Origin of the sequence: Exiguobacterium undae DSM 14481 (assembly GCF_000620805.1) — a bacterium.
Lineage (GTDB): Bacteria > Bacillota > Bacilli > Exiguobacteriales > Exiguobacteriaceae > Exiguobacterium_A > Exiguobacterium_A undae.
This window is the reverse complement of the sequence record NZ_KK211187.1, coordinates 821,882-841,919: the sequence shown is the minus strand read 5'-3', so window position 1 is coordinate 841,919 and position 20,038 is coordinate 821,882. Positions and strand designations below refer to the sequence as shown.

Genomic DNA, 20,038 nt, shown 5'->3' with positions numbered 1-20,038 from the left:
TAGTTTTGTTGTGATTTTCTTCACATTCAATTGCAGATAAATGCTCAAAAACTTTGTTCAAATAATGTTCACACGTCTATACGTTCATTGAACCATTTTCTATCATAGATTGCAAAGTAAAAATATGCAATCCCTGAAAAAAATGTGAGATGTCCCGCACTTGCCACATGGAACCCATCTTCCTATATAATAGGAGTATCCAACTTTAGGAGGGACTCAGATGCACCAACCATATGATGTAACGATTATCGGCGGTGGCCCAGTCGGACTGTTTACCGCTTTTTACTCAGGCATGCGTCAGATGAAGACGAAAGTCATCGAAAGTCTGCCACAACTCGGTGGACAACTGGCGACGCTTTATCCTGAAAAATATATATACGATATTGCCGGCTTCCCGAAAGTCAAAGCACAGGATTTAGTCGATCGTCTGCTCGAACAGGCAAACGAATTTGATCCGACCTATGTCCTCGGCGAGACAGTGCTTGCTTACGAACGTCTCGATGACGGACTGATCCGCCTCGTGACGAATAAGGGAGAACATTACACGAAAACTGTCATTCTGACGGCCGGAAACGGCTCGTTTGCCGCCCGCCCGCTCGGCGTTGCCGATGCAGAACGGTTTGAGACAAGTAACCTGCATTACTTCGTCAACGAGATGGACCGCTTCAAAGACCGTCAAGTCGTCTTGCTCGGCGGCGGCGATTCCGCCGTTGACTGGTCCTTGATGCTTGAGCCGATCGCCAAATCCGTCACGCTCGTCCACCGTCGTGATAAATTCCGGGCTCATGAACATACAGTCGAATTGTTGCATAACTCGTCCGTCAATGTCATGACACCGTATACGCTCGAATCGGTCACAGGGGATGACAGCATCGAAACGCTGACGTTTAAACATGCCGAAACGGATGAAGTCATCGTCGTCGGCGCAGATGATGTCGTCTGTAACTTCGGTTTCGTTTCCTCGCTCGGACCACTCAAGGAGTGGGAAGTCGAGTTCGAACGCAATTCGATCCGCGTTAACTCGAAGATGGAAACAGCGATTCCCGGCGTCTTTGCCTGTGGGGATATCGCGACTTATGACGGTCGTGTCAAATTGATTGCGACCGGTTTCGGAGAAGCTCCGATTGCCGTCAACCAAGCGAAGTTGCTTGTTGACCCATCAGCCCGTCATCCGCAACACTCCACAAGTCTTTTTGAAAAAGTCAAAAACCATTAAGCATGACCCAACAGCAGCGTCACCTCGATTTCCGGATCGAAGTGACGCTGCTTTTTTTGGCTTATAGATTGGATGATCGTCAGAGCATGATTCGATACGTGTACTCCATCAGTTGTTTCCCACCCCGCTCGATCCGTTGTTCAAAAACGAGACGTCCGCCGAAGCGTTCATAAAAGAAACGGGACGGATTATCCGCCAACACATGGACGACACAAGACGTGCAGCCTTGCTGCCGCAGGTCTGCCAGGACGTGGTCAAACAACCGCTTCCCTGTCCCTTGTCCTTGATGGGTTTTTAAAAGATACAGCGCGTACAACTCTCCTTCCGTCCCTTTGCTCCCCCTGCTTGGTCCACCGTTCGCAAATCCGATGACTTCGTTTGTCTGATCAAGCGCAACGAAGACCGGACCTTCCGTCAGACTTTTCCGCCAACCTTGCTCCCGCTTATCGTGCGACAAGTGCTTCAGATACATCGTCGGAATGATGCTGTGATACGTTTCCCGCCAAGAGGCGATGTGCACTTGCGCAATGCGGTCGGCGTCTTCCGGAACGGCTAATCGAATGTTCATGGTGCTCATTCCCCCAGCGGAATGATGAAACGCCGGACACGTCCGCCGTCCTCTGTGACATACGAGGCAATCTCCTGACCGCCGTTCGCCAAGATGACGCGGCCGGATGCGATATTGTCCGCACTGCAGGTGATCAAGACAGAGGCAAGCCCCCGCTCTCGCGCGACGGCGAGCGCTTGACGCAAGCCTTCCGTCGCATAGCCGTTCTGCCGGGCACTCGGACGAATCCCATAACCGATATGACCGCCGATTTGTTGCAGTTGGTCGTTTAAGTCATGCCGGAAATTGACCGCGCCGACAATTCGTTGTCCGTCGTACAACCAATAGGTCGAGTGGGTGACCCAGTTTTTCGGGGCCACCTGTTCTTCTTGTTGCTGCGCCTCTAAAAAATCCGCTAACGGTAAAAACGTTTTGCTGACGACACTTGGGACGATGGCTTCACCGGATTGTTGCCACTCGGTCAGAAAATCGAGGTATTCGACTTCAAGTTGCACGGACGGTTTGATTAACGTAATCATTTGTGATTGCGAACCTCCTCTTCAATGAGTCGATCGAGCCAGTCGTCGACATGTTGGAATAAATACCCCGCTTGTTTTGCGGCTGTCGTATCCATATAAAAATCGTGACCCGGTGCCAATGGGGACGGATCGTCTCCCTTCGTTTCAAACCGGGAGGTCGTCTTCGCCACGCGATCAATTTTATCCATTAAGTCCTGAATCGATAACACGCCGTCACTTGCTGCATTGATTGGTCCGGTCATCGTCGACCGACCGCACCATTCGAGGAAGGCTGCCGCTTCATAACTCGAGATATAACCCATCTTCGCATATAAATTTTCAGCAACGATCGGTTGATTGGCCAAGGCCCGTTTAATATGGAACACCAGTCGTTCCGTATAATCGTCCGGTCCTAGGACGACCGGGAATCGAACGGCGATGACCGGGAAAGTCGCCCGTTGGAAAAAGTAACTTTCTGCCTGACGTTTTCCTTCCCCGTAATCATGTTCTTTTTCCAAGTCATATTTCCCGGGAAACGGATTGTAAGTCCGCTCTGAGATGTTTGTTCCACCCTGCTCATAAACGGACATCGTCGACGTTAAGATATAGCGGCCGACTTTTCCTTCAAAAGCATCCACCGCAAGCTTCGCCTGATATGGATTAAAGCAGATATTGTCATAGATGATGTCCCAGTTCTGACTTCCAAGATCCTTCATCGTACTGCTTGACGTCCGGTCTCCCTTAAAAAATGTCAAGCCCTTCGCGACCGGCGGTGTATGCTCGCCGCGCGTGACAATCGTCACATCATCCCCCGATTCCGCAAGCCGTAATGCCAACCGTCGACCAAAGTAACGTGTTCCACCAAAAATCAGTACTTTCCGCATCGATAGTCCTCCCTCGTCATGGCGTTCTAACGTTCTTGTTAGTCCTTCTCCATGTAGACCGTGAAGTCCTGTTCCTCTCGCTTTGAAAACAAAAAAACCGCAGACGGCATCGTCTGCGGTGAAACGGATTAGATTAACATCCGCCGGGTGTACCGGCATTTGTTGCGGTCCGGAACGACGTCCCGCATCCACATGTCGCAATGGCGTTCGGATTCGTGATCGTGAATCCACCGCCGAGCATCGATTGTTTATAATCTACTTCCAGTCCTTTGACGACCGGATAATCTTTTTGATCGACGATAACCTTCACCCCATGTTGCTCAAAGGTTAAGTCAGTCTCCTTTTGGCTGTCAAAGCCCATACCGTAGGAGAGACCACTGCATCCGCCGCCTTGAACGAGCATCCGCAGATTCTGTTCATCGTTCGGCGCCTGCAACATCATCTCTTTGACTTGGAGTGCGGCCGCTTCTGTTAAATGAATCATGTCATCACCTTCCCTTTTTTATCAGTATACGCAATTTCAGAGGGAATCGAAACCTAGTTGCTTGAAACTATCTTGAATTCGTTGTATAAAGGAGTTGTATCAAAAAAAATTAAATCGTTCCATCTTCAGGGCAGGGTGAAATTCCCGACCGGCGGTAAACAGACGATTCGTCTGAAGCCCGCGAGCGAATAGGGCGCTATTTGCTGATTCTGTGTGACTCAGGAGCCGACAGTATAGTCTGGATGGGAGAAGATGGCGGCATGTTTCTATTTCTTGAACCGATTTTTGCAAAAATCGTTCAGGTTTAGTTTATTGCGGACTTCTCCCCTATCGAACACTTTTCGATGGGGGTTTATTTTGGACGCAGCCATGCCAATACTTCATCGAGAGGAACGAGCAAAAGGAGATTATACTCGTATGAAACGCACACAAAAGATGGTCACGTTATCCATGTTAGGTTCAATTTCGTTTGTTCTCATGTTACTCAACTTTCCACTGCCGTTTTTACCGAACTATCTGAAGATCGACTTCAGTGACGTTCCCGCTTTGATCGCTGCCATCATGTTCTCACCGATTGCAGGTGTCATCGTCGAAGCACTCAAAAACGTCCTGTACTACATCTTCCGCGGAAGCGGTGTTCCGGTCGGAGAGCTCGCAAACTTCGCTGCCGGTGTCGCCTTCATTCTTCCGGTCAGTTGGTTCTATCATAAAAAGAAATCTACAAAAGGTCTTGCAACCGGTCTCGTCGCAGGTACGATCACGATGGCACTTGGTCTCGCAATCCTCAACTATATCTTAATTCTTCCAGCGTATGCTTGGTTCTTCGGAATGGATTACATGTTGGATCCAGCCGTCAAATGGACGACGATCACGGCCGGTATCCTGCCGTTTAACATCATCAAGGCGATGTTCATCTCAGCACTCTTCATTCCGCTGTTCTTGAAACTCAAACCATGGATGATGCGTCGCCAACAATCCTTCTAAGTCCGAAGCCGCGCCCGCTGACAGACATAAATCCCCGGTCTCAAATGAGACACGGGGATTTTTTTAGAGCTCGTTTTCTTCGATTTTCTGATAAATCTTTTCAAGCAGTTCTTCCGGTGTCTCTCCGACAACGGTTTCGCCATCGACCAGACAAAAATGATCGAGTGAGCAGATCCCGCAATATCCGAGGCAACCATATTCGACGACATCGACATTCGGGTCCCGTTCGAGTTGTTGCATGACGACCTGGGTCCCTGTCGCTAAGTTACTGATACAAAATTCAATAATCGGATTCACTTTTTTTCCTCCTTCAAGCAGGAATTATCTTTCCTCATGTCGTATTATACAAGGTCAGACTGATTTAGGGGAACTAAGGGGGATTTTAAGTTATGAAGCAACTGGTTGTTTTAGGTGGCGGATACGGTGGGATGCGGATTTGTGAACGATTCAAGGATGAAGAGGTCGCTGTGACACTCGTCGATCGTTTACCGTATCATGCCTTAAAAACAGAATATTACGCACTGGCTGCCGGAACATTGTCGGATCGGGATGTCCGAATCGCATTTCCGGAAGGAGAACACCTCACATATAAATATGGTCACGTCGTCCAGATTTCACCCGAGACGAACTCCGTCCATCTGCAAGACGGTACGGAACTTTTTTATGATGATTTAGTCATCGCTTTAGGGTGTGAAGACAAATACCATAACATACCGGGCGCACAAGAGTTTACGTACAGCATCCAGACACTCGAGGAATCACGGAAAACACAACAAGCAATCTGCGGGCTTTCTCCGGGGGCGATCGTTTCGATCGTCGGAGCCGGTCTCTCCGGTGTCGAACTGGCAAGTGAACTGCATGAAAGCCGGAAAGATTTAAAAATCCGGTTATTCGACCGCGGTCCGTCCGTCTTGTCCTTCCTCTCGGATAAAGTATCGACATACGTCCAGGAATGGTTCGAAGAGCACGACGTCGAAGTCATCAACAATTCCAACGTCACGTTCGTCACAGCGGATGACGTCCAAAACGGGGATGACGCCTATCCGTCGAACTTGACGATTTGGACAGCCGGGACGCAACCGGTCAAAGTCGTACGAGATCTTGGGTTTGAAGCAGACAGCGGCGGACGGATTAAGCTGACGGAACACCACCATGTGCCGGAACATGAAAATGTCTTCGTCATCGGGGACTGTGCCAGTTTGCCGTATGCTCCAAGCGGTCAGCTCGCAGAACATCAAGCCGATCAAGTCGTCGATGTCCTGCAGGCGAAATGGGCTGGCAAGAAGTTGCCGAAACTGCCGGAAATCAAGTTACGCGGGATGCTCGGATCACTCGGGAAATCAGACGGATTCGGAATCGTCATGGGGAAACAGGCGCTGACCGGAAAAGTTCCACGCCTGTTGAAATCCGGCGTGCTCTGGAAACACAAAAAAATCAAATAAGAAAACGGCGCCGGTCATTCCGGGGCCGTTTTTTCAAGTCTCGTATCGATTGCCTGAGTGATTTTTTTCAATTGGACGTACCCTTCGTCGATCATCTCACCGTCAAGCAGGACGAGCGGATAAAAATAGACATCGTCTTTTATAGCCAGAATCCAGTCATCTTCGATCGTCGCGGCTTCGAAATCGACATATTCAAACGTCAACGCCGTCTCATATTTCCGTCCGAGAACGGCCTGCAGCCAACTGTAGGTCTCTTCCGAACTTGGTGCCCCGACGCAGCTCGGACACGTCTGTGCGGCGCCATATACTTTGATTTCCATCACTTGTCCCCCTCTTCCTGTTGCACTTCTTTTATAGTATACAAGTTTTCCAGATTGAGAACATTTTTCAACCCTGTTACAATGATGCTATAAGAAAGGATGTGTTTACGCATGGAAATGTTTGATCAAGTAAACGAAGTACTCGAAAAATTGCGTCCGTTCCTTCTTCGTGACGGAGGAGACGTTGAACTCGTAGATGTAGAAGACGGTATCGTCAAACTCCGTTTGATGGGAGCTTGCGGCAGCTGCCCAAGTTCAACAATCACACTGAAGGCTGGTATCGAACGTGCCCTGCTTGAAGAAGTAGCCGGCGTCGTTGAAGTCGAACAAGTCTTCTAAATCGGTAAAATCCCCACTGACATCCGTCAATGGGGATTTTTTTGTTTACAGAATCCATTCCGCCAATGTATCGACCATATACGTCGGTTGAGCATCCTGCCCTTGAATGAAGACCGGCGTATGGACACCGGAGTTGACATGCATCGTCCGGATACCGCCATTGATGCCGAACAGAATGTCCGTATGGTAGTTATCGCCAATCATGATGAGGTCTTCTTTCGCGAGACCAATCATCTCAGCTGCGATATTAATCATCACCGGTTCCGGTTTCCCGATATAAAACGGTTCTTTTTCCGTCGTTACCCGTAAAACGGACGTCAACGCACCATTCCCAGGTAAAAAGCCACGCTCGGTCGGAATCGCGATATCTCCGTTCGTCGAGATGAAACGGGCTCCTGCACGAATCGCCAGTGCTCCGATTGCTAACTTCTCATACGTGATTTGACGGTCGAGACCGATGACGACATAATCAGCCTGCTCGTCTGCGACGACCTGTAAGCCTTGACGCTCGAGGGCATCAATCAATCCACCTTCTCCAATCGCATAGACCTTCGCACCCGGATCGAGTTCTGCGATGTAGCGACCTGTCGCCATCGCACTCGTCAAGACGTGCTCCGCGTTCGAATGGACACCCATGCCACGTAATTTTTCAGCGACTGCTTCCGCCGTCATCGAGGCATTGTTCGTGACGAACAAATACGGCACCCCTTGCTCTTGCAGACGGTTCACGAAATCAACCGCTTCTTTGACGGGTTCTGTCCCGTTATACATCGTTCCATCCAAATCAAACAAATATCCTTTTGCTTTCATCCTGGCTCACTCCTCATTTGGTAAAAATGCAGAAACCGGTCCGAGTTCTGTTTCTAAATAGTGTCGGACGGCTTCCGGAAAACGACGCAACTGCGTTTCTTCTTCCAAAAGAACATCCCGGATCTCTGCTGTGCTCGATGTCGTAAATTCACGGACAATCCGTGTCCGCAGGGCGACGATCCGTTTCAGACTCGTCGCAAGCGGCGCATCCACGACCCGTTCATCTTCTAAAATCATGACGATATCTTCATAACTTCCCGGATCACGCATGATGAAACCATCAATCATACTGTTCCCCACATCGATGATACTTTCGATCACCAAAAACCCGATCCGTTCCCACGCCAGTGAAATCGTCAACGCATCCCCTGTTAATTCTTTGCTTTGACGCAGCGCGGTTTCAAAACAAACCACCGTTTGTTCAATCTTTTCACGATTTACGAAATACATCCAGCATTCCCCCTCACATCCTTCATTTTAGCTCTATCCGCGGGACATGAAAAGCAGAAAGGCTGTTTGCATCACATTCCTCAATGTGTTATCCTCAATTTAGATTTTCACGAAAATAGTATGTCACATTAGGTGACTTGGAGGTTATTCATAGATGGAACGGGAATTAGCATTAGAAATCGTCCGAGCAACAGAAGCAGCAGCATTAGCATCCGCCAAGTGGATTGGTCGCGGGAAAAAGAACGAAGCCGATGATGCGGCAACGACCGCGATGCGCGAAGTCTTAAATACCGTCAACATGGCAGGAACCGTCGTCATCGGTGAAGGGGAACTCGACGAAGCACCGATGTTATTCATCGGCGAACAGGTCGGGACGTCAAACGGACCAGTCGTCGATATCGCCGTCGATCCGCTTGAAGGGACGAACATCGTCGCCAAAGGTCTCGGTAACGCCATGGTCGTCATTGCGGTCGCGGATGAAGGTGCCCTGCTCCACGCACCGGATATGTACATGGATAAACTAACAGTCGGTCCAAATTTAAAAGGACATGTCTCACTCGACGATCCACTCGAAGTCATCATTCAAAAAGCAGCGGAACTGAATCAGAAACGGATTGAAGACGTCACCGTCATCATGCAGGATCGTCCGCGTCATGATCATTTCCGGGAAGCAGCGATGCGTGTCGGCGCTCGTGTCCGTCTCTTTGAGGATGGAGACGTTTCAGCAGGAATCGCCCCGCTTTCTCCTTCAACCGGAATCGACATCTTCATCGGAACAGGTGGTGCACCGGAAGGCGTCATCACAGCCGCTGCCGTCAAGGCAATGGGCGGCGACATGCAGGCCCGTCTGCACCCGATGAATGAGGAAGAAACGGCGCGTGTCATCCGGATGGGACTTGCCGATCCGCTGCAATTGTTGACGCTCGACGATCTGATCAAGAGTGATGACTGCATCTTTGCGGCAACCGGCGTGACGACAGGTGAGATGCTCGACGGCGTCCGCTTCTTGACGGACGATATCGTCGAGACGACGTCACTCGTGATGCGTTCAAAAACACGGACGATCCGGAAGGTCATCGCAGAACATAGTCTTTCGCGTAAACCGTACTTGCAAAAAGTTCCCCAAACCCTTTAATCTAAGCAGAGATGAAGGAAATGAGGGAACTGACAGATGATGCAAGAACGTGATTTTTTATATGATGAAGTCGAACAAACGAAAACCCGGTTCGTCTGTTGGATCGGCGAGACGAGCCGGTTTGATTTAGCGATTACCCATTCCGAACATTTCTTCGGAAAGATTTTGGTGCTGAATCTCTTATCAAACCGGTTTGCGATCATCGGTCCGGACGACTTCGACGAGCCGGGCTATATCGCCCATGCCTTTGATTTAGAAGATGAAGCGGCCGACGAGCTCGAGGGCTACCTGCGCGACTATATCGGATTATAAAAAAAACAGCCAACTCCCTTGGGAGTTGGCTGTTTTGCTGTTACAGTAACCGGTCGTTCCGCTCATTGAGCGTGTTTGGACCACTGAAAACGTTGGTATTATCCGATTCATCGTGAGCTTTCCGTTCAGAATGTTGATCCGCTTCATCGCCGACGAGTAAGACGAATTGTCCCTCTTCCGCTGCTTGGTTGGCACGGTTGACATCATCTTTCGTCAATCCGCTCGCTTCGAGCACATCGTGGTTTGAAGAAGACCCGGCACTGTCCTTTTTAAAGATGCCTTTGATCTCTTGCCACAGATTCATGTGTTCTTCTTGCGACAGACGTGTCGACGTCTGCTGGTTTTTTAAATCGGCCAATTCCTCAATCTGCTCTAAATCATAACGATCGTGAGCGATGACTTTTAAATCAGTAGAAATGACACCTGCAACACGTAAATCATGAACAGCACTGACGACTTCTGGTACCGAATGATAGATCCCGACGATTCTCATGGATAGTTCCCCCTATAGGTGCGTGATACTATATTATTAGCCGAAAACACCCAATCAGAAACATCCTTTCAGATGTCATTTTGATTACTGCTCGTCCTCTGTCTCTTCTTTCGCCGCCGAGAACTTCCGTTTCAGTTTTAACGTATTCGCTGAAGATCCGTCGAAGCGAGGTGGTGCTTCTTCTCCTTCTACGAATTCCATCCGTTTGACGATAAAATACGCACAGCCGAAATTGCAGTATTCATACAAATAATCCGCCACGTGGGAGATTTTTGTATCAAACGTTGCTTTTTCATGGTTGTCGTCATAGAAACCACGGAGGCGCAATTGCCCGTGTCCCCAATCTCCGACGATGTAGTCGTATTTTTCGAGCACATCACTAAACCGGCCGATGAAGGCTTCTTCGTTAAATCCTTCTCGTTTTTCTTCCACGATTTCATATCTTTCACGATTGACTTGTATCATTTTTCCACCCCCTGCTTCCTTTATCTTACCATAATCATACTTGAAAACGAATCGTCAGACAGCAGAAAACCGTCCTCGCACGCAGCGTGGACGGTCCTTGATCATCAATCGATCGGCAGAGCCGCTTTATTTTTTTTCGCCGCGTTGACTTGTTCGTCAGCATGGTACGACGAACGGACAAGCGGACCGGCCTCACAATGCGAGAAGCCTTTTCCGAGCGCAATCTGTTTTAATTCAGCAAATTCTTGTGGCGTGTAGTACTTGATGACATCCAAGTGCTTTTTCGTCGGTTGGAGATACTGACCAATCGTCATGATGTCGACGTCGTTCGCACGCAGGTCGTCCATCGTCTGTAAGATTTCGTCCCACGTCTCCCCGAGTCCGAGCATCAGACTCGATTTCGTCGGAATTTCCGGTGCGAGTTCTTTGGAACGACGCAGGAATTCAAGCGTCCGGTCGTACGTTGCTTTTGCCCGGACCGTTGGTGTCAGACGGCGCACCGTCTCGATATTGTGGTTCATGATGTCCGGCTTGGCTTCGATCAGCGTCTGTAACGCGTCGAAGTTCCCACCCATGTCAGACGGTAAGACTTCAATCGATGTCTCCGGATTCATACGACGCACTTCACGCACCGTCTCCGCGTAGACACCGGCCCCGAAGTCATTTAAATCATCACGGGCAACCGCTGTGATGACCGCATGTTTCAGATTCATCAGACGAACGGATTCCGCCACTCGTTTCGGTTCTTCCAAGTCGAGTTCGTTTGGTCGACCCGTCGTGACGGCACAAAAACGACAAGCCCGTGTACAGATGCTTCCAAGGATCATGAAAGTCGCTGTGCGGCGCACGGCCCAACATTCATGAATGTTCGGACATTTGGCTTCCTCACATACCGTGTGGAGCTTTTTCTCGCGCATCATACTTTTGAGTTCTGTGTATGTCTCATTCGTGTTCAACTTGATTTTCAACCACTCTGGTTTACGTTGTATCTCTCCGCGTCCCATGAATCGGTTTCCCCCTTTATCCGTAAAAAACTGACCTGATTTCTGTTACAGTATAACAAATATTCAGTGTTTGCGGACGGGTAATTCACCAAATTCTGACTTCTCCGATAAGCGATTGAACAACAAATCCCGTAATAATTCCGGCATGAAATATTCTTTCGGCATTTCTTTAATTTCCGGAAATAAAGGACCAAATGTAAACATATCCGGCAGGACGACGGTATACGTTTTCGTATTGTCGATCTGTTGATGATTTCCAGCATAATGCATCTTGCCCATTAATTTACCACGGAAACCGAGACCACGGACTTTCAACTGTTCAAAACGTTCGCTGTCGACTTCCGCGATGAACGCTTTTAATTCCACACCGGTCATCGTCACCTTACACGGATTGATCGGGTGTGGACAAAGCCGGTGCAAATCAAACGCGGAGACCGGTCCCGGGGACAATGAGCCCAGCAACATCCCGGCCGGCACACAGGCGAGGTCCGCCTGACACCAGTCGCGCATCGTATCCGCGAGCAGTTGGGTAAACGGGGACGGATTGAACCAGTCATTCGCCAGACCTGATGTCCGGCCAATCGGTTGTTTCATCTGACGTTCGGCTAAATACTGTTCTTTATCGAGTAAGACCGATGTCGCCTCGTCTGCCGGATAAGCTTCAAGCGGATGCAGGACAGCCTCTTTTTCGCCCGTATCCGTGTTTAAGTAGATTTCCCCTGCATACTGACCGTACTTTCCAGCCTGGGCAATCAACACCCCGTTTTTGACGACCCCGTCATCGAGGACGTGGTGCGTATGCGCTCCGATGATCAAATCAAGCTCCGGGAACCGTTCCGCCAGTTCTTCATCCTGATAAAACCCAAGATGACTTAAACAGATCAAGACGTCGACTTGATCCCGCAAGGCTTCGATTTCACGTGCTGCCGCTTCCAACGGATCTTCAATCGTCCATCCGAGCAAGGCGTACAGCTCGTAATAGGGAGCCGTCAGCCCGAAAATCCCGACTTTTCCCGTCGGTAGGTTTTGAATCATCCCGGCTTTCGCAAACGGTGCCGTCAAGTTCGAGACGAGGACCGGGAACGTCGCGTCCGTATATAAGTCCGCCAACCAATCATGCGGAAACGTAATGCCTTCATTGTTTCCGATCGTGACGGCCGTCGGGGACAGTTCATTTAATAGATGCGTATTGATTTTACCTTGCGTCGCTTCCGTCGCCGGTGCGACCCGGTCCGCATGGTCTCCTAAATCGAAGACGAGGGAATCGTACGTCCGGTGTTCTTTCATGAACGACATATAGCGAGGCCACATATCAAAGTGTGAATGCAGATCGTTATAATGAATGACGTGTAACTTCACGCTCAAGCCTCCTCTAGGTGTTAAAACAGGGAAATTTGCCGGGGCGCAAGCGATTCATAATCAAGACCTAAAATCTCGATCAACCGTTTGGCGTTTGGTACGGCGTCTCCTGCTGAGTTGTTGTTAAAGAAAACATACACGTCTTTTGCCTGTTCGGCAAGTGAACGGATGTGTGTCGCCAAACCTTGCAGTTCTTCTTCCGAGTAACGGTACAGGCAACGGACCTTCCGCCAGTCCTCACTGCTTTGACCGGGCTTCTTGAGCCATCCGTTGACGTTACGGCCGTGCAGCCGGACAAATGCCGTCTCCTGTGTCACGACGGGAACAAACGGTACCGACCCGTCTTCGGTCTGCGGTTCGTCACAGATCGTATGGATGAACTGATGCTCGGCCAAAAAACGCAGCGTCCGCTCTTGGTACGCTTCCGAATACCAGGACGGATTCCGAAACTCGATCGCGACAGGAAGACCGGCCAGCGACTTCCGAATCGTCTGAAGATACTCGAGATGGACTTTACTGACATCAAACCAGGGCGGGAGTTGGACGAGGATCGCTGCAATCTTTCCACTCTGCCGCATCGGTTCAATCGACGCGAGGTATTGTTCAAAGATTGGACCAAGCGGATCCTTGTTTTCCCGGTCATGACCACTCATCGCCCGGTGGACCTTGACGATGAACCGGAAGGCATCCGGTGTTTCCGCGACCCATTTTTGGTAGTTCCGTTCCGGTTGAATCGCATAGTACGTTGAATCGACCTCGACTGCCGGAAAATGGCCCGCATAGGCAGCGAGCTTCTCTTTCCGGTCTTGTGGTGTCGGATAGAGGCTGTCGTGATCGCCCCAACCGGTCACGCCGACATAAATCATCCTTCCCCCTCCTCATCTGTGTGCGCTGCATATTTTTTATCATAGCATAGCGGAATCGGGAATTTCTTCTTCAAAGCTCGTCTTCCAAAAGACATAGGTTCTCCATATAAAAAACAAGCAGATCCTTCCCACTCCTGCAAAAATCAGGGGGATGGACTGCCTGTTTGACTCATTTCAGATCATGAAGCGACTTGTTGGACGTCAACCGGTTGTCGGGGACTTGTTCTCCGTTTCGGCACAGGAATGATGTAATTTCCGAACGGCAACAGACTGATCGCATACGAGATGCCCATCGAGATCGACAGGATCATAATCATCGCCAAGACGAACATGCTTCCGGATTGGAAATACTCAAACCATTCGGACCGCCGAATCAGACGGATGACTAACGGATGGACAAGATAAATGCCCATCGAATGTGTTCCGATCGCTTGAAACAGCTTCATCGCCGTTGCATCCGAACGAACACGTCGGAAGATATAGTTCAACACGACAATGACGAACGGAATATAGATCAAGTTCGAGATATTCGTCGAGGTATAGAGACGTGCCAAATCAATACTGATCCACAAGTCGAGCAGGATCACCCCACTCACAAGCAACAAGCTCGTCCGGTAGCGTTTTAAGAGGTCTTGAAACTCTTGATAATATACGGCATATGTAATGCCCATCATGAAGTATGCAATCCAGTTCAACAGGAAGGACCGTCCATTAACGAAACGGTTGATCCATTCCACATCCGTCGTGACATTGCCAAACGTCAACCAAAGGTAATTGATGATCATCGATGCCCCGAGCGCAACGAACAAACCGCTGTTTTTCTTGAAGCGGGCCAGCAGCGGAAAGACCAGATAAAACTGGAGAACCGTCAAAATGAAGTACAGGTGATAATGTGCATTGCCGTATAAGAAATACGACGAAATCGAAAGATCAGGATTCAGGCTGTTTTCGACATGATACTTATACAACAGATAAACCGAACTCCAAATTAAGTAAGGAACGAAAATTTTGGAAAAACGGGACTGAATAAACTGCCGCAGGTCAAATCCTTTTCGTAACACCATCGACATCAGCAAAAAGGCACTGATGATAGCAAAAATCGGCGTTCCGATTCGTGCCAGCTGATTGATGTACCCAATCGATGTATTCGTAAATTCGCCACCGACGTAATATAATCCGGCGATGACATGAACCGATACGACAAGAATCGCCGCAATCGAACGGATGACCGGTATTTCTTGATAATATTTCATTTTTCCACACCTTACGTTCTCTCTATATTTTTTCCAAATCCAATTATAATATAACTTCTATGAAAATATATGCTAATCGCGAAATTAGAAAAATAAAAGAATCTTCCGACGATCGAAAGATTCTTCGCGATACCCATCAAGTGGACCGGATTCGCTCATACGTCAAGGCGATACATCCGGAAGCAAAGGTCTGTTGCTCCACGAGCTGTAGGGACAAGGGGTGCTCAAACAACGGAAACATCCGCTTGCCGCCCCCGAGTAAGACAGGGTAGATGACGACATGGTAGCGGTCGATCAAATCCAAGCGGACAGCTTCTGCCGCAAGCGTCGCCCCGCCGAGCGCGATCTGCTTCCCGGGTGCCTGCTTCAATGCGGCCAGTTCCTCCGCCAGTGGTCTCGTCGCAAGACGGGCATTGCCCTCGACTGCTGTCATCGTTTTCGAGAACACGATTTTCTCAAGCGCTTGCCATGTCTTCGCATAGCCTACGATGATCGGATCGGTTTCCGTTTGATCCGCGGTCTCCCAGTACTGCATCATCTCGTACAGGCGACGTCCATAGACATGGGTATCAAACTCTGTTTCGTAGTCGTTAAAATACTGATGCAACTCAGCGTCCGGTGACGCAAACGCGATGCTGCCCGACGCATCCTCGATGTACCCGTCGAGCGAGACTTGAAAAGAATAGACGATATCACGCATGATGACTCCCTCCTTTTTACTCCTTTACCCGTTTTTAGCTGTTCACGAAAAAAAACTCCCTCATCTGTTGATGAGAGAGTAGAAAAATTATCCGATTGAACCTTCCATCTCGAACTTGATGAGACGGTTCATTTCGACCGCATATTCCATCGGCAATTCTTTTGTGAACGGCTCGATGAAGCCCATGACGATCATTTCCGTTGCTTCTTCTTGTGAAATCCCGCGGCTCATCAGGTAGAACAATTGCTCTTCTGAGACCTTCGACACCTTCGCTTCGTGTTCAAGCGAAATGTTGTCGTTGAGAATTTCATTGTACGGAATCGTATCTGATGTCGATTGGTTGTCCATGATCAGCGTGTCACATTCGATGTTCGAACGTGCGCCTGTCGCTTTACGACCAAAGTGGACGATCCCACGGTACGTTACTTTCCCACCGTGTTTTGAAATCGACTTCGAAACGATTGTCGACGATGTGTTGGGTGCAAGGTGAATCATCTTCGCGCCCGCATCTTGGTGTTGACCTTTACCCGCGATAGCGATTGATAATGTCATACCACGTGAGCCTTCACCTTTAAGGATGACGGCCGGGTATTTCATCGTCAATTTCGAACCGATGTTACCATCGACCCATTCCATCGTCGCGCCGGCTTCACAGATCGCACGTTTCGTAACGAGGTTGTAGACGTTGTTCGCCCAGTTTTGGATCGTCGTGTAACGGCAGTACGCGTTTTTGTTGATGAAGATCTCAACGACTGCTGAGTGAAGCGAGTTCGTCGTGTAGACCGGTGCCGTACATCCTTCGACGTAATGAACCGATGCTTCTTCGTCAACGATGATCAACGTCCGCTCGAATTGACCCATGTTTTCCGAGTTGATCCGGAAATAGGCTTGAAGCGGCGTGTCCATTTTAACGCCTTTTGGTACGTAGATGAACGATCCACCCGACCAGACCGCTGTGTTGAGGGCAGCGAACTTGTTATCCGTCGGCGGAATCAATTTACCGAAGTACTCACGGAATAAGTCTTCGTTTTCTTTGAGCGCTGTATCTGTATCTTTGAAGACGATTCCTTGATCTTCCAGTTCACTCTTCATGTTGTGATACACGACTTCTGATTCATACTGTGCCGAAACACCCGCGAGGTATTTTTGCTCAGCTTCCGGGATTCCGAGTTTGTCAAACGTACGTTTGATTTCTTCCGGTACTTCATCCCATGATTTTTCAGCACGTTCTGATGGTTTAACGTAATACGTGATGTCATCAAAACGAAGATCTGATAAATCGCCGCCCCATGCTGGCATTGCTTGTTCGTTGAAAATCTTGAGTGATTTCAGACGGAAATCAAGCATCCATTGCGGTTCTTCCTTCATTTTCGAGATCGTCTCGACGACTTCTGTCGTCAAGCCACGTCCAGAACGGAAGATCGAGATATCGCGATCGTGGAAACCATATTTATAATCGCCAATTTCAGGCATGTTCTTAGCCATGTTCGTTTCCTCCTCTTACTTACTGACCGAAGTTTACTTCCCTTCTTCGACGCCGCGTTCGAGCGCCTTCCAGGCAAGTGTCGCACACTTGATTCGTGCTGGGAATTTCGTCACACCAGACAGTGCTTCCGCGTCTCCCAGATCAAATTTCTCATCGTCATAATCTTTTCCTTGAACCATCTCAGAAAAGACATGGGCGAGTTGTAATGCTTCTTCGACTGTTTTTCCTTTGACGGCCTGTGTCATCATCGACGCAGACGCCATGCTGATCGAACATCCTTCGCCGTCGAACTTCGCATCTTTGACGATGTCGTCTTCGATCGCAAGTTGCAGACGGATTGTGTCGCCACAAGTCGGGTTGTTCATATCAATCGTCACACCACCGTCAATCGCACCACGATTGCGGGGCGTTTTATAGTGGTCCATGATCACTTGACGGTACAAGTGATCGAGATTGTTAAAATCCATGACTGAAATACTCCTTCGTTTGGTGAAGTCCTGTCACCAGAGCGTCTACTTCTTCCTTCGTATTATACAGGTAAAAGCTCGCTCGTGCTGTTGAACTGGCTCCGAGCCAACGCATCAGTGGTTGGGCACAGTGATGACCGGCACGTACGGCGATGCCTTGCATATCGAGTACGGTCGCGACATCATGTGCGTGGACATCCCCGAGATTAAAGGTGACGAGACCCACACGTTCTTCCGGACCGTAAATCGTCAGTCCTTCGATGCCACGCATTTGTGCCATCGCGTACTGGGCAAGCTCACGTTCGTGGGCTTCGATGTTACTGAGTCCAATTTGTTCCAAGAAATCGATTGCTGCCGACAAGCCGACAGCACCTGCGATGATCGGTGTTCCCGCTTCGAACCGGTACGGTGATGGTTTGAACGTCGACTCTTCAAGTCCGACGTAGTCAATCATCTCGCCTCCGAATTCGACCGGCTCCATCGCATTGAGTAATGCTTTTTTGCCGTACAGGACGCCGATCCCGGTTGGTCCGCACATCTTATGTGCCGAAAACGCCAGGAAATCACAATCGAGATCCGTGACATCGATTTGTTGGTGCGGTGCACTTTGCGCTGCGTCGACGACCATGACGGCCCCGACAGCGTGCGCCAGTTGTGTCACTTCTTTGATCGGATTAATCGTCCCGAGGACGTTCGAGACATGTGCCATCGCAACGACTTTCGTCCGATCGGAAATTTGCGCTTTGACCGCTTCGATCGTCACACGACCGTCCGCTGTCAAATCAACATATTTCAGTTTCGCTTTTTTCTTTTTCGCGACTTGTTGCCACGGAATCAAGTTCGCATGGTGCTCCAGGTACGTGACGACAATCTCGTCCCCTTCTTCGACATGCTCCATTCCGTAACTCGACGCGACGATATTGATCGCCGTTGTCGTCCCGCGGGTAAAGATAATCTCTTCATGGTGTTGCGCCTTGATGAAACGACGTACGTTCTCACGCGCACCTTCGTACGCATCCGTCGCTCGTGTTCCGAGCGTATGGACGCCACGGTGCACATTCGAATGAACCGTCTTGTAGTAGTTGTCAATCGCCTCAATGACGACGAGCGGCTTTTGTGAAGAAGCTGCACTATCTAAATAGACGAGTTTCCGGTCATTAACCTGTTGGTCAAGAATCGGAAACTGATTGCGGATGGATGCATCGATTCCCATATTAGTTTACTTTCCCTTCGATCACTTGAACGAGACGTTCTTTGACAGAGTCAATCGCGAGTTCTGAAACGACCGGTTGTAAGAAACCATGAACGACAAGACGTTCTGCTTCTTTACGTGATAAACCGCGGCTCATCAAGTAGTAGAGTTGAAGTTCGTCGACACGGCCGACAGATGCCGCGTGTCCTGCCATGACATCATCTTCATCAATCAAGAGGATCGGGTTCGCGTCACCACGTGCCTTTTCAGATAACATGAGCACACGTTCCGTCTGCACACCGTTTGATTTTGAAGCGCCATGGTGAATCATGGATGTTCCGTTGAAGATTGATGTTGCCGAATCTTTTTGAACACCGTGAATCAAGATGAAACCTTCCGAACCTTTACCAAAATGGTCTGTCCGGACGTTGAAGTTTTGTTTTTGATCCCCACGACCAACCGTTACGGCTTTCGTGTCAGAGAACGAATCGTTACCGACGAGGTGTGTTTTTGTTTCTGTGATCGTGTTTCCGTCATTCATGTGACCGAGTGCCCATTCGAGCTTCGCACCTTGTTTGACGACACCGCGACGGTTCATATAGGTGACAGCACCTTTGCTGAGCGTGTCGACACCACCGAAGAGGACTTTGGCGTTGTCTTCGACGAACACTTCCGTGACGACGTTGACGTTGTGTGCTTCTTCACCGTACGAGACGAAGTTTTCGATATACGTCAGTTCGCTGTCCGCATCCGCAACGATGATCGCGTGATGGTAAAGTGCACCGCCTGCTTGCTCCAGTGTATAGATCGCTTGCATCGGAACCGTCAACTTCAAGCCTTTTGGTACATAAAGGAACGTACCGCCGTTCATGAGTGCCGCGTTGAGTGCTGCGAGACGGTCTTCATTGACGTTGACGCCTTCTGTCATGAAGTATTTCTCGATCAGTTCCGGGTGATGTTTCATCGCGTCTTCGAGTGTCGTGAAGATGACACCGTTCGCCGCTTCGCTGTTTTGCGCGTGAACAAGTTGTCCGTTCCGCGTGATCAGCATATGGTCACGGTTTTCACCGATCAATGTTTCGATATCCGGCGTGAGACCTGTTACTGTCTCAAGATCTGCTGTTCCCTCTGTGAAGTTCCAGCCACCGATTTTGATTTTTTCTACTTTTGGCAATGCGAGCGTTGGGGCAAGATCCAGTGCGTCTTGACGCTTAGAGATCATCCAAGCGGGTTCCCCTAAGCGAGTCGCACGTTCTGCCACTGCCTCGCGATTTACTGCAAGATTCAGTTCTACAGTCATCATGCTTCCTCC

Annotated in this window: 25 protein-coding genes and 1 riboswitch; of the genes, 6 read left to right on the top strand and 19 right to left on the bottom strand. The window is 49.4% G+C overall.

The window, feature by feature from the left end; translation table 11 throughout:
• Positions 1 to 220 precede the first annotated feature (220 nt).
• Positions 221 to 1,216 (top strand): NAD(P)/FAD-dependent oxidoreductase, encoded by a 996-nt coding sequence (locus P397_RS0104955; protein ID WP_026832246.1) that lies wholly within the window; start codon positions 221 to 223, stop codon positions 1,214 to 1,216.
• Positions 1,217 to 1,295: 79 nt separating this feature from the next.
• On the opposite strand, the gene P397_RS0104950 is transcribed toward P397_RS0104955, so the two are convergent.
• From P397_RS0104950 to P397_RS0104935, 4 genes are all read right to left on the bottom strand, one after another.
• Positions 1,296 to 1,784 carry a GNAT family N-acetyltransferase gene (locus P397_RS0104950; protein WP_051523890.1) on the bottom strand — a complete coding sequence of 163 codons (489 nt, stop codon included), beginning with the start codon at positions 1,782 to 1,784 and terminating at the stop codon, positions 1,296 to 1,298.
• Between the two features lie 5 nt (positions 1,785 to 1,789).
• The gene (locus P397_RS0104945) at positions 1,790 to 2,302 is read right to left on the bottom strand and encodes a GNAT family N-acetyltransferase (protein ID WP_028105817.1); all 513 of its coding nucleotides are present in this window, start codon (positions 2,300 to 2,302) and stop codon (positions 1,790 to 1,792) included.
• Positions 2,299 to 3,165, bottom strand: coding sequence for an NAD-dependent epimerase/dehydratase family protein (locus P397_RS0104940; RefSeq protein ID WP_028105816.1), 867 nt, complete (start codon positions 3,163 to 3,165; stop codon positions 2,299 to 2,301). Before P397_RS0104940 ends, P397_RS0104945 begins: the two co-directional genes overlap by 4 nt.
• A 133-nt stretch (positions 3,166 to 3,298) precedes the next feature.
• Positions 3,299 to 3,649: a HesB/IscA family protein gene (locus P397_RS0104935; protein ID WP_026832242.1), complete on the bottom strand. Its 351-nt coding sequence runs from the start codon at positions 3,647 to 3,649 to the stop codon at positions 3,299 to 3,301.
• 117 nt (positions 3,650 to 3,766) lie between these two features.
• A riboswitch (FMN riboswitch) is annotated at positions 3,767 to 3,907 on the top strand.
• A 159-nt stretch (positions 3,908 to 4,066) separates the two neighbouring features.
• Between P397_RS0104935 and P397_RS0104930 the strand changes: the two genes are divergently transcribed.
• A complete protein-coding gene (locus tag P397_RS0104930) occupies positions 4,067 to 4,633 on the top strand; it encodes an ECF transporter S component (protein WP_026832241.1) in 567 nt (188 codons plus the stop codon).
• Between the two features lie 63 nt (positions 4,634 to 4,696).
• Here the strand turns inward: P397_RS0104930 and P397_RS0104925 are convergent, their stop codons facing one another.
• Positions 4,697 to 4,930, bottom strand: coding sequence for a YuzB family protein (locus P397_RS0104925; RefSeq protein WP_012371187.1), 234 nt, complete (start codon positions 4,928 to 4,930; stop codon positions 4,697 to 4,699).
• Between the two features lie 92 nt (positions 4,931 to 5,022).
• Between P397_RS0104925 and P397_RS0104920 the strand changes: the two genes are divergently transcribed.
• Entirely contained in the window at positions 5,023 to 6,075 is a 1,053-nt protein-coding gene (locus P397_RS0104920; protein ID WP_026832240.1) for an NAD(P)/FAD-dependent oxidoreductase, read from the top strand.
• A 14-nt stretch (positions 6,076 to 6,089) separates the two neighbouring features.
• Here P397_RS0104920 and P397_RS0104915 read toward each other — a convergent pair whose 3' ends face one another.
• Positions 6,090 to 6,395 carry a DUF1462 family protein gene (locus P397_RS0104915; protein ID WP_028105815.1) on the bottom strand — a complete coding sequence of 102 codons (306 nt, stop codon included), beginning with the start codon at positions 6,393 to 6,395 and terminating at the stop codon, positions 6,090 to 6,092.
• Between the two features lie 111 nt (positions 6,396 to 6,506).
• On the opposite strand from P397_RS0104915, the gene P397_RS0104910 reads away from it, so the two are divergent.
• Entirely contained in the window at positions 6,507 to 6,734 is a 228-nt protein-coding gene (locus tag P397_RS0104910; protein ID WP_012371190.1) for a NifU family protein, read from the top strand.
• A gap of 45 nt (positions 6,735 to 6,779) precedes the next feature.
• On the opposite strand, the gene P397_RS0104905 is transcribed toward P397_RS0104910, so the two are convergent.
• Positions 6,780 to 7,544 (bottom strand): TIGR01457 family HAD-type hydrolase, encoded by a 765-nt coding sequence (locus P397_RS0104905; RefSeq protein ID WP_028105814.1) that lies wholly within the window; start codon positions 7,542 to 7,544, stop codon positions 6,780 to 6,782.
• Positions 7,545 to 7,550: 6 nt separating this feature from the next.
• Positions 7,551 to 7,994 carry a DUF86 domain-containing protein gene (locus P397_RS0104900; RefSeq protein WP_028105813.1) on the bottom strand — a complete coding sequence of 148 codons (444 nt, stop codon included), beginning with the start codon at positions 7,992 to 7,994 and terminating at the stop codon, positions 7,551 to 7,553.
• Positions 7,995 to 8,148: 154 nt separating this feature from the next.
• Here P397_RS0104900 and glpX point away from each other — a divergent pair, with 154 nt between their 5' ends.
• Complete coding sequence (gene glpX / locus P397_RS0104895) at positions 8,149 to 9,129, top strand: class II fructose-bisphosphatase (protein ID WP_026832236.1); 981 nt, start codon at positions 8,149 to 8,151, stop codon at positions 9,127 to 9,129.
• A gap of 36 nt (positions 9,130 to 9,165) precedes the next feature.
• The gene (locus tag P397_RS0104890) at positions 9,166 to 9,441 is read left to right on the top strand and encodes a DUF3055 domain-containing protein (protein ID WP_035387577.1); all 276 of its coding nucleotides are present in this window, start codon (positions 9,166 to 9,168) and stop codon (positions 9,439 to 9,441) included.
• 40 nt (positions 9,442 to 9,481) lie between these two features.
• On the opposite strand, the gene P397_RS0104885 is transcribed toward P397_RS0104890, so the two are convergent.
• The 11 genes from P397_RS0104885 to sufD form a co-directional block, all read right to left on the bottom strand.
• Entirely contained in the window at positions 9,482 to 9,934 is a 453-nt protein-coding gene (locus P397_RS0104885) for a general stress protein (RefSeq protein ID WP_028105812.1), read from the bottom strand.
• Positions 9,935 to 10,018: 84 nt separating this feature from the next.
• Complete coding sequence (locus P397_RS0104880) at positions 10,019 to 10,399, bottom strand: YutD family protein (protein WP_026832233.1); 381 nt, start codon at positions 10,397 to 10,399, stop codon at positions 10,019 to 10,021.
• A gap of 104 nt (positions 10,400 to 10,503) precedes the next feature.
• Complete coding sequence (gene lipA / locus P397_RS0104875; protein ID WP_026832232.1) at positions 10,504 to 11,403, bottom strand: lipoyl synthase; 900 nt, start codon at positions 11,401 to 11,403, stop codon at positions 10,504 to 10,506.
• Positions 11,404 to 11,466: 63 nt separating this feature from the next.
• The gene (locus P397_RS0104870; RefSeq protein WP_051523888.1) at positions 11,467 to 12,762 is read right to left on the bottom strand and encodes a bifunctional metallophosphatase/5'-nucleotidase; all 1,296 of its coding nucleotides are present in this window, start codon (positions 12,760 to 12,762) and stop codon (positions 11,467 to 11,469) included.
• Positions 12,763 to 12,782: 20 nt separating this feature from the next.
• Positions 12,783 to 13,628, bottom strand: coding sequence for a DUF72 domain-containing protein (locus P397_RS0104865; RefSeq protein WP_028105811.1), 846 nt, complete (start codon positions 13,626 to 13,628; stop codon positions 12,783 to 12,785).
• A 179-nt stretch (positions 13,629 to 13,807) separates the two neighbouring features.
• Positions 13,808 to 14,881: an acyltransferase gene (locus P397_RS17115; protein WP_035414066.1), complete on the bottom strand. Its 1,074-nt coding sequence runs from the start codon at positions 14,879 to 14,881 to the stop codon at positions 13,808 to 13,810.
• Between the two features lie 136 nt (positions 14,882 to 15,017).
• Positions 15,018 to 15,581 carry a dihydrofolate reductase family protein gene (locus P397_RS0104855; RefSeq protein ID WP_028105810.1) on the bottom strand — a complete coding sequence of 188 codons (564 nt, stop codon included), beginning with the start codon at positions 15,579 to 15,581 and terminating at the stop codon, positions 15,018 to 15,020.
• 87 nt (positions 15,582 to 15,668) lie between these two features.
• Positions 15,669 to 17,066 carry a Fe-S cluster assembly protein SufB gene (sufB, locus tag P397_RS0104850; protein WP_028105809.1) on the bottom strand — a complete coding sequence of 466 codons (1,398 nt, stop codon included), beginning with the start codon at positions 17,064 to 17,066 and terminating at the stop codon, positions 15,669 to 15,671.
• Positions 17,067 to 17,099: 33 nt separating this feature from the next.
• On the bottom strand, positions 17,100 to 17,534 hold the full coding sequence (gene sufU / locus P397_RS0104845) for a Fe-S cluster assembly sulfur transfer protein SufU (protein WP_028105808.1): 435 nt from the start codon (positions 17,532 to 17,534) through the stop codon (positions 17,100 to 17,102).
• Positions 17,524 to 18,747: a cysteine desulfurase gene (locus P397_RS0104840; protein ID WP_026832225.1), complete on the bottom strand. Its 1,224-nt coding sequence runs from the start codon at positions 18,745 to 18,747 to the stop codon at positions 17,524 to 17,526. The genes sufU and P397_RS0104840 overlap by 11 nt, the downstream gene beginning before the upstream one ends.
• Position 18,748: 1 nt before the next feature.
• Positions 18,749 to 20,026, bottom strand: coding sequence for a Fe-S cluster assembly protein SufD (gene sufD / locus P397_RS0104835; protein WP_026832224.1), 1,278 nt, complete (start codon positions 20,024 to 20,026; stop codon positions 18,749 to 18,751).
• Positions 20,027 to 20,038: the final 12 nt, after the last annotated feature.